Raw genomic sequence first — 14,682 nt, 5'->3', positions numbered from 1 at the left:
GCGCCCCCGTCCACGTACAAGAAGGGATCAGTCCTCGAACGTCGCCGCCAGTGCCTCCGCCAGGCCCGGTACCAGGGCGCCGCCGGTGAGGACCTCCGTCGGGGAGTCCTTCTCGCGCAGGCGCACGGCCGAGTCGCGGGTGCCGTCGCGCAGCACCGCGACCGTCATCCGGACCTCCTGGCGGTCGGGGTGCTTCGCGACCCACTGGGTGAGCTTCTTGCCGCTCAGGTCCTCCGGGACCTGGGCCTCGGCGGACGGGGGCAGCATCAGGCGCTCCACCGTCAGGGCGCAGCCGACGACCGCGTCGGGCCAGGCGATCGTGCCGAGGAACTCGTCCAGCGGCTTGCCCGCCGGGATCTCCTCCTGCTCGATCGGGGTGAGCGCGGAGGACGCCTGGCCGTCCTCCAGGCCGAGCTGGGCCGCGAGAGCGGGTTCCTGGGACCGCAGTCGCGCGGTGTCTACGAGGGCGAAAAGGCGAGCGGGCTGGTCCCAGCCGAGGCCGGAGACGTACTCGTCGATCTCGAGTACGGCCCGGGTCAGGGGGCTCGCCGCCATGGGGGTGTTGGACATGGTCACAATCCTGCCTCGTTCATGGCCGGAATCGGGAACCGAGTAAAGCGTGAGTAAGTTGCATAGGTGAGGGCCTACGATCACGTGGCCCACGGACGGCCCGTGAACACGCGGGCCTGACGGACCAACAGCGAACTTCGAGGTGCGCACCTTGGCTTTCCAGATGCCGGACCGCGGCGGAGGCCCCACGGGGCCGCGGATGAGAGTGGGCCGCCCGTCCCGGCGTGTCCGGACCCTGCTCATGACGCTGGGCGTCCTTGCCGTACTCGGCATGGCGTTCACCATGTTCGCGGGGTTCTGGACCGACTGGCTCTGGTATCGGTCGGTGAAGTACTCGTCCGTGTTCACGACCACCCTGTGGACCAAGATCGGGCTGTTCTTCGTCTTCGGTCTGCTGATGGCCCTGGCCGTCGGCTTCAACATCTGGCTCGCGCACCGGCTGCGGCCGCCGCTGAGCGCGATGTCGATGGAGCAGCAGAACCTCGACCGCTACCGCATGGGCATCGCGCCGTACAAGAAGTGGCTGCTGCTGGGGATCACCGCGCTGGTCGGTCTCATCGCGGGCGCCTCGGCGTCGAGCCAGTGGCGGACCTGGCTGATGTGGGTCAACGGCGTGTCCTTCGGCGAGAAGGACCCGCAGTTCAAGCTCGACATCTCCTTCTACACCTTCGACCTGCCCTGGTACCGGTTCCTGCTCGGCTTCGGCTTCGCCGCCGCGATCCTGTCCGTGATCGCCGCCGCGCTGACCCACTACCTGTACGGCGGTCTGCGGATCACCTCCCCGGGCGCGCGGGCCACGGCCGCCGCGACCGGGCATCTGTCGGTGCTGCTCGGCATCTTCGTCGCGCTGAAGGCGGTGGCGTACTGGCTCGACCGGTACGGCCTCGCGGTCAAGTCCAGCGACTTCAAGGCGACCGACAACTGGACCGGCCTCAGGTACGTCGACGCGAACGCGTATCTGCCGGCCAAGACGATCCTGTTCTGCATCGCCGTCATCTGCGCCCTGCTGTTCTTCGCCACCCTGTGGCGGCGCACCTGGCAGCTGCCGGTCATCGGCTTCGGTCTGATGGTGCTCTCCGCGATCCTCATCGGCGGCCTGTACCCGGCGATCGTCCAGAAGTTCCAGGTCCAGCCGAACGAGCAGGCCAAGGAAGCGCCGTACGTCGAGAAGAACCTCAAGGCGACGCGCGAGGCCTACGGCATCGACGACGCGCAGGTCACCGAGTACCAGGGCAACTCCACCACCTCGGACAAGACCAAGCTGCGCGACGACGTCGACGGCACGGCCAGCATCCGTGTGATGGACCCGAACATCGTCTCGCCGACGTTCCAGCAGCTCCAGCAGATGCGGAACTACTACGCGTTCCCGACCAACCTGGACGTCGACCGCTACAGCAAGGACGGCAAGGACCAGGACACGGTCATCGGTCTGCGTGAGCTGAACCTCGCCGGCATTCCGAAGAACAACTGGATCAACGACCACTTCCGCTACACCCACGGCTACGGCGTGGTCGCCGCCAAGGGCACCGCCGCCGACTCCGAGGGCCGCCCGGTCTTCACCGAGTCCGACCTGCCCTCGCAGGGCGACCTCGGCACGTACCAGCAGCGGGTCTACTACGGCGAGAAGACCACCGAGTACTCGATCGTCGGCGGTCCCCAGAAGGAGATCGACTACTCCGACGACAACGGCGAGAAGACCTTCAGCTACACCGGCGACAGCGGGGTCAACCTCTCCAACCCGATCAACCGGGCCGCGTACGCGGTGGCGTTCAGCGAGCCGCAGATCCTCTACTCCGGCGCGATCGGCGAGGGCTCGCGGATCCTGTACAACCGCACGCCCAAGGAGCGCGTCGAGGCGGTGGCGCCCTGGCTGACCATCGACGGTGACGCCTACCCGGCGGTCGTGGACGGCAAGATCCAGTGGATCGTCGACGCGTACACGACGACGAACGGCTATCCGTACTCGTCCCGTACGACCCTCGGTGACACCACGGCGGACTCGCTGACCGCGACGAACAACTCGCGCGCGGTGGTGGCCCAGCAGAACCAGGTCAACTACATCCGCAACTCGGTGAAGGCGACCGTCGACGCGTACACCGGTCAGGTCAAGCTCTACCAGTGGGACACCAAGGACCCGGTCCTGAAGACCTGGATGAAGGCGTTCCCGGGCACGGTGAAGGACAAGAGCGAGATCTCCCAGTCGCTCATGGACCATCTGCGCTACCCGCAGGACCTGTTCAAGGTCCAGCGCGAGCTGCTCAGCCGCTACCACGTGAAGGACGCCACGACGTTCCTGTCCGGCTCCGAGGTGTGGCAGGTGCCGGACGACCCGACCAACACCTCGGGCGACGCGGTGCCGCCGTACTACCTGAGCATGAAGATGCCCGACCAGTCGTCGCAGGCGTTCTCGCTCACGACGACGTTCACGCCCAACGGCCGGGACAATCTCAGTGCGTTCATGTCGGTCGACGCGGAAGCGGGCACCGGTGACTACGGCAAGATCAGAATCCTGAAACTGCCGACGAACACCACCGTCCAAGGTCCTAAACAGGTGCAGAGCCAGTTCAACTCCGAACAGGACATCGCCGAGACCATCAGCCTCCTCAACAGAGGTGATTCCAAGGTGGAGTACGGCAACCTGCTGACGGTGCCGCTCGACGGAGGACTGCTGTACGTGGAGCCCGTCTACGTACGCGGTGGTGGACTGAAGTACCCGCTGTTGCGGAAGGTGTTGGTGACCTACAGCGGCAACACCGCCTTCGAGGACACCCTCGACGAGGCTCTGAACAAGGTCTTCGAAGCGGAGGGCCAGACCACCACGCCACCTGAGGACGACGGCGGGGACACGACGACGAAGCCACCGACGTCCGAGAACCCGACGGTCCAACAGGCGCTGGACGACGCCCAGAAGGCCTTCGAGGACGGCCAGGCAGCCCTGAAGAAGGGCGACTGGGAGGCGTACGGCGTGGCGCAGAAGGATCTGGAGGACGCGCTCCAGCGGGCCGAGGACGCGCAGTCCAAGGAGGACAAGACCACTCCGAAGCCCAGCGCGAGTCCCAGCTCGGGCTCGGGTTCAGGCTCCGGGTCCAGTGCCAGTCCGAGTCCGAGCAGCAGTCCCAGCGGCTGATCAGCTGTTGATCGAATGACCCACCCCGCGCCGTGGTACGGTTGCAACACAACGGCGCGGGGTGGAGCAGCTCGGTAGCTCGCTGGGCTCATAACCCAGAGGTCGCAGGTTCAAATCCTGTCCCCGCTACTGAAAACGAAGGCCCGGATCCTGATCAAGGATCCGGGCCTTCGTGATGTGCGAACGGCCTACGAACGCGTGTGCCGCAGGGAGGGATGGACGTGCCGCCGTGGGGAGTTGGGGGAACTGTGTTTGACTTGTCTCTCTGTGGGCATGTCGACAAAACGCTGAAGTGACCTCACTGGCTGCGGTATACCAGGTGTACCCAGGTTGCAGGTGGTGCGACGATGGATGTTATGGGGGACAAGGCAACTCTGTACGAGACAGGGCGATTTGTGCAGCCCTCCGATCGCGACGGGGCGGTGGAGGGCGCCGAGGAAGCTGCCGAGGAAGTGCGTCGGCGCCTCGCCGCGGAAGCCGGCGACGTCGAGGCGATGAGCGTCCTCGGGGCCATGCTGCTGCGCCGCGGTGATCTCGACGGAGCCGAGCCCCAGCTGCGTGCCGCGACGGCCGCGGGCGACCGGGCCGCCGCCAACAACCTGGGTGTCCTTCTCCACCAGCGCGGTTACGCCGACGAAGCGGCCGGATGGTGGCGGATCGCCGCTGTCGCCGGCTCCGCCGCGGCCGCCCACGCCCTCGGCCGGCACCACCGCGAGCGGGGCGACGAACCCGCCGCCCAGTACTGGCTCCAGCAGTCCGCCGAGCAGGGCCACGCGCTCGGCGCGTACGCCCTCGCCGACCTGCTGGAGCACCGCGGGGACGCCGCGGCCGACCAGTGGATGCGGGCCGCGGCCGAACGAGGACACCGCGAGGCGGCGTACCGGCTCGCGCGCGCTCTTGACCGGCAGGCGTCGAGCGCGGGGGACGACGGGGCTGACAACGGTGTCTCCCAGGCGGCGGAGGCCGAGCAGTGGTACCGGCAGGCCGCCGCGCGCGGACACCAGCGGGCCGCGCTGCACCTCGGCGCGATCCTGGAGAAGCGCGGCGAGCTCAAGGAGGCCGGGCGCTGGTACCTGACCTCCGCCAAGGACGGCGACGCCCGGGCCGCCTGTGCGCTCGGCTTCCTGCTGCGTGACGCCGGCGACACCGAGAGCGCCGCCGTGTGGTGGCTGCGGGCCGCGCAGGACGGCGACGGCAACGCCGCCAACGCGCTGGGCGCGCTGCACGCCGAGCGGGGCGAGACCCAGACCGCGGAGCGCTGGTACCGGGCCGCGATGGACGCCGGCGACGTGAACGGCGCGTACAACCTCGGGCTGCTCTGCGCCGAGCAGGGGCGGACCGCCCAGGCCGAGCAGTGGTACCGGCGGGCCGCGTACGCCGGGCACCGCGAGGCGGCGAACGCGCTGGCGATCCTGCTGCTCCAGGTCGGGGACGCGACCGGCGCCGAGCCGTGGTTCTCCAAGGCCGCCGAGGCCGGGAGCGTGGACGCCGCGTTCAACCTCGGGATCCTCTTCGCCGGGCGGGGCACCGCGGAGGGCGATGTCGTCGCGCTGCGCTGGTACGAGCGTGCCGCCGCCGCCGGGCACACCGAGGCCGCGCTCCAGGTCGGCATCGCCCGGCTGCGGGACGGGGACGAGCCTGAGGCCGAGCGGCATCTGCGGTGCGCCGCGGGAGGCGGCAGCGCGGAGGCGGCGTACCGGCTGGCGACCGTGCTGGACGCTCGGCGGCCGCCCGCGCCCGCGCACGAGCTGGGCGAGTCCGTGCACCAGTCCAAGACCGAGTGCGAGGAGTGGTACGAGCGGGCGGCCTCTCAGGGGCATCGGCGGGCGCAGGTGCGGGTGGGCATGCTGGCGGCGGCTCGGGGCGATGTCGTGGAGGCGGCTCGGTGGTACCGGGAGGCGGCGGAGGCGGGGTCGCGGAACGGGGCGTTCAATCTGGGGCTGCTGCTGGCTCGCGAGGGGAGCGAGCCGGAGGCCGCCGTGTGGTGGACACGGGCCGCCGACGCGGGGCACGGGCGGGCGGCGTTGCGGTTGGCCCTGGTCTACGCGCGTCGGGGGGAGCTGGCGGAGGGGCAGCGGTGGGCGGATCGGGCGGTGTCGCTGGGGCCGGGGGAGGTCTCGGAGCGGGCGGCGCGGTTGCGGGACGCGTTGCGGGAGGAGCTGTCGGCGTGACGGGTGCGGTCGCGCGGGGGCCGAGGTGGGCGGGGTTTCGCTTGCCCGCGCTCGTGGGGTGCCGCCGCGCCCACCCGTGCCGCCCCGGCGGCGCGACCGCCCGCAGCTGGGGCGGCATGGGGCGTGCGGATATCGATTTGCCTCTGCTCTTGTCCGTGACGTAGTGTTCAGTTCATCGACGCGGGGTGGAGCAGCTCGGTAGCTCGCTGGGCTCATAACCCAGAGGTCGCAGGTTCAAATCCTGTCCCCGCTACTGAAGGCCGAGGGCCGGAATCCGAAAGGGTTCCGGCCCTCGGTGTATTCCGCTGCGATCAGGCGTGTTCAGGGCGCCTGGCCCACGGCTTCCTCGTAGAAGGAGCGGTCCACCGTCCTGGACTCGGGCAGCGCCGCCCCCTCGGTCACGCCCTGGGCCTTGTACGCCGCCTGGAGGCGGTCCGTCGTGCCCTTGCGGATCTCCCAGTCCATGCGCAGGGGCGGGGTGGCGGCCAGGATCGCCTTGTCGGTCTTCAGGAGCTTCGCCAGATAGGTGACGAAGGCCTCATCGTGTTTGTAGTCCGTGGCGAAGTACGAGTTCACCGTGCGGATGTACGCCCGCAGCAATGCCACGCCGGCGTCCACGTCGTCCTGGAGCAGGCTGCGGCCGTACAGCAGGCCGCCCAGGGGCTCACCCGCGGGCTGGCCGCCCAGGAAGGCGTAGCCCGGCTCGCCGTCGACCTTGCGCCACACCGGGTCGAGGAGCCAGGCGGAGTCGACGCCGCCGTTCTGGAGGGCCGTGAGGACGTCGGCGGAGCCGAGCTGCTGGTAGGTGATCTTGTCGAGGGCGCCGCCGTGCTTCTCCAGGGCCTTCTCCATGGGGTACGCGATGACGGAGCCCTTGCCGATCATCGTGCCGAGCCTGCGGCCGGCCATGGACACGGTGTTCGCCGTCTCGCCGTCCTTCAGCCGCACCCACAGGCCGCTCTTCGACTCCGGGTCGGGTGAGAAGTTCCCCGCGACCCACCTGATGTCGAACCCGCCCCGGATGCCGTTCATCACAGCCGCCTCGGGCGCCGCCCAGACCGCGTCGACGTCACCCTTGGCGAGGAGGGGCAGCGCGTCCGGTGTGGGGAGGACCTTGAGGGTCACGTCCAGGCCCTCCTTCTTGAACTCTCCCTTGTCCAGCGTGACTTGGAGGGGTGCTACGTACTCCGCGCTCAGCGTGCCCGTGGCGATCGTCAGTCTGCGCGGCTCGGTGAGGGGCCGTGCGGGTGGGGCGCCCTGCTGGCAGCGGGCGGGTTCCCGGGTCGGGGAGAGGTCGGCGGGGTCCGTCAGGGCCGAGTCGCCACAGCCCTCCACCGGGCTGATCGTGCGGTGGCCCGCACTGGTCCCCGGCCGCGTGTCCGAGTCGTACGGCGATCCGCCACAGGCCGCTGCCGTCAGGACTACGGCCGCCGCGGCGGCCAGCGCACAGCCGCGTTTCCTCATGCCTGGCCCCTCCCGCGGTCCCGCGGTGCCCACGGGGTGAGCAACCGGCCCACCACCCGTACCAGTTCGGAGAAGAGGACACCGAGCACGGCCACGCACACGATCCCGACGAACATCACGTCGTTCTGGAACAGGGCCCGTGAGTCGAAGATCAGATGGCCGAGGCCGTTCGTCGCGGCGATCTGCTCCGAGGCGACGATCACCAGGACCGCCACGCCCGCCGCGATCCGCGCGCCGACCAGGACGGCGGGGAGGGAGGCGGGGAGCAGGACATGGCGGAACATCTGCCAGGGCGAGGCACAGAAGACCTGGCCGGCGTCACGGTGGCCGGAGGGGATCGCCATGACCGCGGCCATCGTCGAGATCCAGACGAAGAAGAAGACGGTCGTCGCCACCAGGGCCACCTGGGGGCCCTCGCCCAGGCCGAACATGTTCAGGAAGATCGGGAGCAGGGCGAGTTTCGGGACCACGTACAAGGCGTCCAGGAGGGGCTCCAGGGCTGCTCGGAGCAGGGAGAGGGAACCCATCAACAGGCCCAGCAGATATCCCGCCGCCGTGCCCAGCCCGTAGCCGGCGAGGACGCGTTTCAGGGTGGCCCACACGTCCGGCCACAGGTCGCCCGCCACCGCCCGGTCCCAGCCGTCCGCGAAGATCGTGGAGGGTGCCGGGTAGACGCGGGCGTCGATCCAGGAACGGGTGGCGGCCAGTTGCCAGAGAAGGATCAGGAGCAGCGGGACGGCCGCCGCGAGGGACAGTTCAACGGCCCTTCGGCGGCGGTGGGTCCGTACGGGATGTAGTTCCCGCGGGCCTGGGGCGCGGATCAGTACCGACTCCCGGTCGGGGGCGAGCGTCGTCATGCCGGTATCGCCTCCTTGCGCAGCAGGTCCCACAACTCGCTCTTCAGGGACGTGAATTCGGGGGTGTCGCGGATGTCGCCGGTGCGGGGGCGGGGGAACGGCGGGCGGTGCTCGGCGATGACGCGGCCCGGGCGCGCGGACATCACCAGCACCCGGTCGCCGAGGACGATCGCCTCCTCCAGGCTGTGCGTGATGAAGAGGGTGGTCGTGCGCAGCGCTTGGGTCAGCTCCAGCAGCTCGTCCTGGAGGATCACGCGGAGCTGGGCGTCCAGCGCGGCGAACGGCTCGTCCATCAGGAGGAGTTCGGGTTCCACGGCCAGCGCCCTGGCGATCGCCACACGCTGACGCATGCCGCCCGACAGCGTGGCCGGGTAGGCGTCGGCGAACTCGGCCAGACCCATGCGGGCCAGCCAGGAGTCGGCGCGGGCGTTCGCCTCCGGGCGGGGGACGCGTTGGATGTCGAGGCCGAAACGGACGTTGGCGCGGACCGTCTTCCAGTCGTAGATGCCGTAGTCCTGGAAGATCATGGCGGCCGGGCGGGCCACGCGGCGGAGCCGCACATCGGACTGCGGCGTGGTGCGGATCTCCAGGCGGCCCGTGCTCGGGCGCAGCAGGCCTGCCGTGATGCGCAGCAGGGTGGACTTGCCGCAGCCCGACGGGCCGACGACACAGACGAACTCGCCGGCGGTCACGGACAGGTTCAGCGGGCCGAGGGCGGCCACCGCGCCCGGGCCCCGGCCGAAGGTTCGGGTCAGGTCATGTGCGTGGAGTTTCGGATACGGCTCTCCCACGGGGTCTCCTCGCGGAGTGCGGAACGGACTGGTGGGTGCCGTTGACCATATGACGGTCCGTCAGATCGGGGAAGTCCGTGGACAGCACAAAGCCCCGGTGCCGCAGAGGGCGCCGGGGCTTTGTGTGTGCTTGTTCGCTTACGCCGCCGCGCAGTTGGGGCAGATGCCGCGGTATGTCACCTCGACGTCCGAGACCTTGAAGCCGAAGCGCTCGGAGTCGGGGAGGTCCGCCAGCGGATTGCCGCCGGGGTGGACGTCCTTGATCGCGCCGCACTGGGCGCAGACCAGGTGGTGGTGCGGACGGTGTGCGTTGGGGTCGTACCGCTTGGCGCGCTTGTCCGTGGCGACTTCGAGGACCTCGCCGAGCGAGACCAGCTCGCCCAGCGTGTTGTAGACGGTGGCGCGGGAGATCTCGGGCAGCTTGGCGACCGCCCGTGAGTGGACCTCGTCGGCCGTCAGGTGGACGTGTTCGCCGTCGAGGACCTCGGCCACGACGCGCCGCTGCGCGGTCATCCGCCATCCACGTCCGCGAAGCCGTTCCAGAAGGTCACTCATACGCGCCAGCCTAACAGAAGGTGACCAGGTCGCGAATGAGTTTGACTTTGGACTTTGTCTAAGTTGACGGTCAGTGGGAGAGGGTCATCTGCTGGCGCGCGGGCGCCCAGCAGCGGATGATGTCGCGCACCGAGACGATGCCGACAGGCTCGCCCCGGTCCAGGACGATGAGGTGGCGGAAGCCGCCGTGGGCCATCGCCCGCGCCGCCTCCTCCAGGGTCCAGGACGGCGCCGCGAAGACGACGTCGGTGGTGGTGTGGGCGTGGGTGGGCTCACTGTCCGGGTTCTGGCCCAGGCCCACGGCGTTGAGGACATCGCGTTCGGTGAGAATGCCGATGCCGATGCCGTCGGGGTCGAGGACCACGGCCGCGCCGACGCGGCGGGCGGACATCAGGGCGGCTGCCTGGCGCAGGGTGTGGGTCGGGCCGATGGTGAGGACGACTGTGCTCATGGCGTCGCGGACGAGCATGGGTGCGGAGTCACCTCCTGAGGAATCGCTGACTTAGTTCAGCGATTCACAAGTTCACAAATGAGGGTCCTCTTACAGTCGCAGGTAAAGCGACGGTCAACAAGGGGGCGCGTGCGGCCAATTGAGGGCGCACGCGCTCATCTGCGCCTTTGGGTGACGCCGTACGGAACGATCAGCACCGCTCGTTCAGATAGCCCAGCAGCTCGTCGTGGAGGAGTCCGTTCGAGGCGGCCGCGTTGCCGCTGTGCGGGCCGGGGCGGCCGTCGAGGCCGGTGAAGCTGCCGCCGGCCTCGGTGACGATGATCGCGTTGGCGGCCATGTCCCAGAGCGAGAGCTCCGGTTCGGCGCAGATGTCGACAGCACCCTCGGCGACCAGCATGTAGGGCCAGAAGTCGCCGTACGCGCGCGTGCGCCACACCTCGCGGGTCAGGTCGAGGAAGCCGCCCAGGCGGCCCTGGTCCTCCCAGCCGGTGAGGGAGGAGTAGGAGAAGGAGGCGTCGGAGAGCTTGGAGACCTGGGAGACGCGCAGTCGGGAGGCCGAGGTGAGGCTGCGGCCGGTGAAGGCGCCGTGGCCCTTCGCGGCCCACCAGCGGCGGCCCAGGGCGGGGGCGGAGACCACCCCGACGACGGGCTGGTAGCCGCCTTCCCCCGCCTCCATCAGGGAGATGAGGGTGGCCCAGACGGGGACGCCGCGGACGTAGTTCTTGGTGCCGTCGATCGGGTCGACGACCCAGCGGCGGGGGCCGGTGCCCTGGAGGCCGTACTCCTCGCCGAGGACCGCGTCGCGTGGACGGGCGCGCTGGAGGTGGGTGCGGATCAAATCCTCCGCGGCCTTGTCCGCCTCGCTCACCGGCGTCATGTCCGGCTTCGTCTCGACCTTGAGGTCGAGGGCCTTGAAGCGGTCCATGGTGGCCGCGTCGGCCGCGTCGGCGAGGACGTGGGCGAAGCGGAGGTCGTCGAGGTAGTCCGGCATGCGACGAACGGTATCTGCCGGGTGAGGTACGGGGCTACAGGGGCCGGAGTGTGGACAGTGTGCGCGCAGTGGACGCAACCTGGCGCACCGGCGGCCGTCGCTCACCTGCGGAGCCCGGCAGATCAGCGCGCGCGTGGTGGCGTACGGCGGATCAGGGGCGCCCCCTCATGCCTTCGTGAACCCTTGACAGTGCCATCACGCGCGTCAAATCTGGGCGCAGAGCCGCTCGCCCCTAGGAGGCGATGATGCCCGCAGCGAGGGAGTCCCTGCTGGACGCCGCGTACACGGCGCTCGCGCGCCGGCCGTGGTCCGCGGTGCGGATGGTGGACGTCGCCGCGGCGGCCGGGGTGTCCCGGCAGACGCTGTACAACGAGTTCGGGAGCAAGGAAGGGCTGGCCCGCGCGCTCGTCAGACGGGAGGCCGACGGATATCTCGCCGGCGTCGAACGCGCCCTCGCCACCCACTCCGACGCCCGTGACCGGCTGACCGCCACCGCCGAGTGGACGGCCGGCACGGCCCGCGAGAACGCGCTCGTACGGGCCATGCTCACCGGCTGCTGGAGCGAGCGCCTGCCCGCGCCGACGCTCTCCGCGGTGCCGTCCTCCTCGGCGGTGCCGGCCCAGCGCCGGGCCGACGGTCCGCTGCCCTCGCCCGGCGACTTCGTGGCCCTGGTGCGCGACCGTGCCGTGGCGGCGCTGGGCGGACCCGGCGCGGCGAAGCCGGACACGGCCGAACTGGCCCGCTCCTGCGAACTCGTCGTACGGCTCGCCATCTCCTGTGTGGCGGCCCCGCCGGGGGAGGGCGGCGTCACGGACCTGGTGCGCGGTGCCCTGCACCGTCAGGCGGCGCTGTAGGGGCAGCGGTCAGTGCGCCGAGCCCGACAGCTGGAGTCCGATCACCCCGACGATGACGAAGCTGATCGAGACGAGCTTCAGGGTCGAGACCAGGTCACCGAGGAAGATCATCCCGTAGATCGCCGTCCCGGCCGCGCCGATGCCCGTCCACACCGCGTAGGCCGGGCCCACGTCGAGCTTCCTCAGCGACAGGGTCAGCAGACCGAAGCTGCCGAGGGCGAAGATGCAGAAGGCGACCGTCGGCCAGAGCCGGGTGAAGCCGTGGGAGAGCTTGAGACACACGGCGAATCCGGTCTCCAGCAACCCGGCCACCACCACCAGCAGCCACGCCATGTGCTGTCCTCCCGTAGGTCCGGCCCGGTCCGGCTCGGTGCGATTATGCACTTACCGGACTCGCGGGCCCACAAACAACGCGGAGGTCAGTCGCCTTCCGTTCGCTCGCGGGTGGCCAGCAGCCGGCGCAGCGAGTAGAGGCGGGCGGGATCCGCGTGGCCGTCCGCCACCCACTGGTCGAGCGCGCAGTCCGGCTCATCATGACTGCACGCGCGCGGGCAGCCCTCGGTTCCCGGTTCCAGGTCCGGGAACGCGTGGATCACCCGGGACGGGTCCACGTGGTGCAGACCGAACGACCGGACGCCGGGCGTGTCGATCACCCAGCCGTCGTCGCCGTCCAGGGGAAGCGCCAGCGCCGAGGTCGTGGTGTGCCGGCCGCGGCCCGTCACCGCGTTCACACGGCCGGTCAGGCGCCGCCGCTCCACCGGCACCAGTGCGTTCACCAGGGTCGTCTTGCCGACACCGGAGTGGCCGACGAACGCCGTGATCTTGCCGTCGAGCTGCTCGCGCACCCGGCCCGCCGCGTCGCCGTTCTCCAGCTCCTCACGGCTGGTGACGACGTAGGGGATGTCGAGGTCGCCGTACAGCTCCAGGAGCTTGTCCGGCGGGGCGAGGTCCGACTTCGTCAGGACCAGAAGCGGTTCCAGGCCGCCGTCGTACGCCGCGACCAGGCAGCGGTCGATGAGACGGGGGCGGGGCTCGGGGTCGGCGAGGGCGGTGACGATGGCGAGCTGGTCGGCGTTGGCGACGACCACCCGCTCGTACGGGTCGTCGTCGTCCGCCGTGCGGCGCAGGACCGAGGTGCGCGGCTCGATGCGCACGATCCGGGCCAGGGTGTCCTTCTGACCGGAGAGATCGCCGACGATGGCCACCCGGTCACCGACGATCGCGGCCTTGCGGCCCAGTTCCCGGGCCTTCATCGCCATCACGACCCGGTCCTCGACCAGACAGGTGAGCCGGCCCCGGTCGACGGTGAGGACCATGCCCCCGACCGCTTCCTCGTGCTTCGGGCGGATGTTCGTACGCGGCCGGTTGCCCTTGCGGTTGGGGCGGGAGCGGATGTCGTCCTCGTCGGTGTGCTTGCTGTAGCGACGCATGGCGGTGGTCCCTAAGCCCCGAGCATCCCGGTCCACAGCTCGGGGAAGTCCGGCAGCGTCTTGGCCGTCGTCGCCACGTTCTCGATCTGCACGCCCTCGACCGCGAGGCCGATGATCGCGCCGGCCGTCGCCATGCGGTGGTCCTCGTAGGTGTGGAAGATCCCGCCGTGCAGCCTGCGCGGGCGGATGTGGAGACCGTCGGCGGTCTCGGTGACGTCACCGCCGAGCTCGTTGATCTCCTTGGTGAGCGCGGCCAGCCGGTCCGTCTCGTGGAGGCGCAGGTGGGCCACGCCGCGCAGGGTGGAGGGGGAGTCGGCGAGCGCGGCGACCGCCGCGATACCGGGGGTCAGTTCACCGACCTCGCTCAGGTCCACGTCGATGCCGTGGATCGCACCCGAACCGGTGAACACCAGCCCGTACTCGGTGAGTTCGCAGGAGCCACCCATCTCGGTGAAGATCTCCCGCAGCTTGTCACCGGGCTGGGTGGTGCGGGCCGGCCAGTCGGGGACGACGACCTTGCCGCCGGTCACCAGGGCCGCGGCCAGGAACGGCTGGGCGTTGGAGAGGTCCGGCTCGATGGTGAGGTCCCGGCCGAGCAGCGCGCCCGGCGTCACCCGCCACACGTTCGGCTCGCCGCCCGACTCCGGGGTGTCCACCTGGGCGCCGACCGCGCGCAGCATGTCCACCGTCATACGGATGTGGGGCATGGAGGGGAGCGTGGAGCCCACGTGGCGGACCTCGACGCCCTGGTTGAAGCGCGGGCCGGAGAGCAGGAGCGCGCTCACGAACTGGGACGAGCTCGACGCGTCGATCTCCACCGGGCCGCCGTCCAGCGCGCCGCCGCCGTGGACCGTCAGCGGCAGTGCGCCACGGCCGTCGTCGTCGATGCGGGCGCCGAGAACGCGGAGGGCGTCGATGACGCCGTTCAGGGGGCGCTCGTACGACCTGGGGTCACCGTCGAAACGGATGGGGCCGTCGGCGAGGGCGGCGACGGGCGGCAGGAAGCGCATGACGGTGCCGGCGTTGCCGACGTTCACGGTGGCGGGGCCGCGCAGCCCTGCGGGGAGGACGCGCCAGGTCTCGCCGGTGCCGTCGGGGCCCACGCCTTCCTCGATGCCCACGCCCATCTCGCGGAGGGCGGCTGCCATGAGGAGGGTGTCTCGGGAGCGGAGGGGGCGGCGCAGCCAGCCCGGTTCGCTGGCGAGGGCCGCGAGGACCAGGGCGCGGTTGGTGACGGACTTCGACCCCGGGACGTGGACCGTTGCGTCGACGGCTCCGCTCGCGTGGGGGGCGGGCCAGAGGGCGGTTTCTGAGGGGTTCAAAGCCATGAGGTCCACTTTAGTGGGGGGCTGTGGTTCGAGTGCCGCGCCGTGGGGGCTGGTCGCGCAGTTCCCCGCGCCCCTGACGCCTGCCCCTTCGGG

General features: G+C 70.4%; 13 protein-coding genes and 2 tRNA genes. 5 read left to right on the top strand and 10 right to left on the bottom strand.

All coding sequences use genetic code 11. From position 1 onward, the window contains the following. Positions 1-27: 27 nt before the first annotated feature. Entirely contained in the window at positions 28-570 is a 543-nt protein-coding gene (locus tag OG866_RS14790) for a PPA1309 family protein (RefSeq protein WP_329334940.1), read from the bottom strand. Positions 571-733: 163 nt separating this feature from the next. On the opposite strand from OG866_RS14790, the gene OG866_RS14785 reads away from it, so the two are divergent. The 4 genes from OG866_RS14785 to OG866_RS14770 all read left to right on the top strand — a co-directional run bounded on the left by OG866_RS14785 (position 734) and on the right by OG866_RS14770 (position 6,121). Beyond that, positions 734-3,697: a UPF0182 family membrane protein gene (locus tag OG866_RS14785; protein WP_329344104.1), complete on the top strand. Its 2,964-nt coding sequence runs from the start codon at positions 734-736 to the stop codon at positions 3,695-3,697. A gap of 55 nt (positions 3,698-3,752) precedes the next feature. Continuing rightward, a tRNA-Met gene (locus OG866_RS14780) sits at positions 3,753-3,826 on the top strand. Positions 3,827-4,044: 218 nt separating this feature from the next. Beyond that, a complete protein-coding gene (locus OG866_RS14775) occupies positions 4,045-5,868 on the top strand; it encodes a tetratricopeptide repeat protein (protein WP_329334938.1) in 1,824 nt (607 codons plus the stop codon). A gap of 179 nt (positions 5,869-6,047) precedes the next feature. Next, a tRNA-Met gene (locus tag OG866_RS14770) sits at positions 6,048-6,121 on the top strand. Positions 6,122-6,189: 68 nt separating this feature from the next. Here the strand turns inward: OG866_RS14770 and OG866_RS14765 are convergent. The 6 genes from OG866_RS14765 to hisN form a co-directional block, all read right to left on the bottom strand. Then, positions 6,190-7,332: an ABC transporter substrate-binding protein gene (locus tag OG866_RS14765; RefSeq protein WP_329334936.1), complete on the bottom strand. Its 1,143-nt coding sequence runs from the start codon at positions 7,330-7,332 to the stop codon at positions 6,190-6,192. Beyond that, positions 7,329-8,189 carry an ABC transporter permease gene (locus OG866_RS14760; protein ID WP_329334934.1) on the bottom strand — a complete coding sequence of 287 codons (861 nt, stop codon included), beginning with the start codon at positions 8,187-8,189 and terminating at the stop codon, positions 7,329-7,331. The genes OG866_RS14765 and OG866_RS14760 overlap by 4 nt, the downstream gene beginning before the upstream one ends. Beyond that, positions 8,186-8,980, bottom strand: a complete 795-nt coding sequence (locus OG866_RS14755; RefSeq protein ID WP_329334932.1) for an ABC transporter ATP-binding protein — start codon at positions 8,978-8,980, stop codon at positions 8,186-8,188. Before OG866_RS14755 ends, OG866_RS14760 begins: the two co-directional genes overlap by 4 nt. A gap of 138 nt (positions 8,981-9,118) precedes the next feature. Continuing rightward, a complete protein-coding gene (locus tag OG866_RS14750; RefSeq protein ID WP_329334930.1) occupies positions 9,119-9,535 on the bottom strand; it encodes a Fur family transcriptional regulator in 417 nt (138 codons plus the stop codon). 70 nt (positions 9,536-9,605) lie between these two features. Beyond that, positions 9,606-10,004: a CBS domain-containing protein gene (locus OG866_RS14745; protein ID WP_329334928.1), complete on the bottom strand. Its 399-nt coding sequence runs from the start codon at positions 10,002-10,004 to the stop codon at positions 9,606-9,608. 172 nt (positions 10,005-10,176) lie between these two features. Then, positions 10,177-10,977, bottom strand: a complete 801-nt coding sequence (hisN, locus tag OG866_RS14740; RefSeq protein ID WP_329334926.1) for a histidinol-phosphatase — start codon at positions 10,975-10,977, stop codon at positions 10,177-10,179. Between the two features lie 242 nt (positions 10,978-11,219). Here hisN and OG866_RS14735 point away from each other — a divergent pair, with 242 nt between their 5' ends. Beyond that, positions 11,220-11,831 carry a TetR/AcrR family transcriptional regulator gene (locus tag OG866_RS14735; RefSeq protein WP_329334924.1) on the top strand — a complete coding sequence of 204 codons (612 nt, stop codon included), beginning with the start codon at positions 11,220-11,222 and terminating at the stop codon, positions 11,829-11,831. Positions 11,832-11,840: 9 nt separating this feature from the next. On the opposite strand, the gene OG866_RS14730 is transcribed toward OG866_RS14735, so the two are convergent. The 3 genes from OG866_RS14730 to aroA all read right to left on the bottom strand — a co-directional run bounded on the left by OG866_RS14730 (position 11,841) and on the right by aroA (position 14,589). Continuing rightward, the gene (locus OG866_RS14730; protein ID WP_059192440.1) at positions 11,841-12,164 is read right to left on the bottom strand and encodes a DMT family transporter; all 324 of its coding nucleotides are present in this window, start codon (positions 12,162-12,164) and stop codon (positions 11,841-11,843) included. An 86-nt stretch (positions 12,165-12,250) separates the two neighbouring features. Then, positions 12,251-13,261 (bottom strand): ribosome small subunit-dependent GTPase A, encoded by a 1,011-nt coding sequence (rsgA, locus tag OG866_RS14725; protein WP_329334921.1) that lies wholly within the window; start codon positions 13,259-13,261, stop codon positions 12,251-12,253. An 11-nt stretch (positions 13,262-13,272) separates the two neighbouring features. After that, on the bottom strand, positions 13,273-14,589 hold the full coding sequence (gene aroA, locus OG866_RS14720) for a 3-phosphoshikimate 1-carboxyvinyltransferase (RefSeq protein WP_329334919.1): 1,317 nt from the start codon (positions 14,587-14,589) through the stop codon (positions 13,273-13,275). Positions 14,590-14,682 lie beyond the last annotated feature (93 nt).

Origin of the sequence: Streptomyces sp. NBC_00663 (assembly GCF_036226885.1) — a bacterium.
Classification (GTDB): Bacteria; Actinomycetota; Actinomycetes; order Streptomycetales; family Streptomycetaceae; genus Streptomyces.
This window is presented reverse-complemented; position numbering and strand designations above follow the sequence as displayed.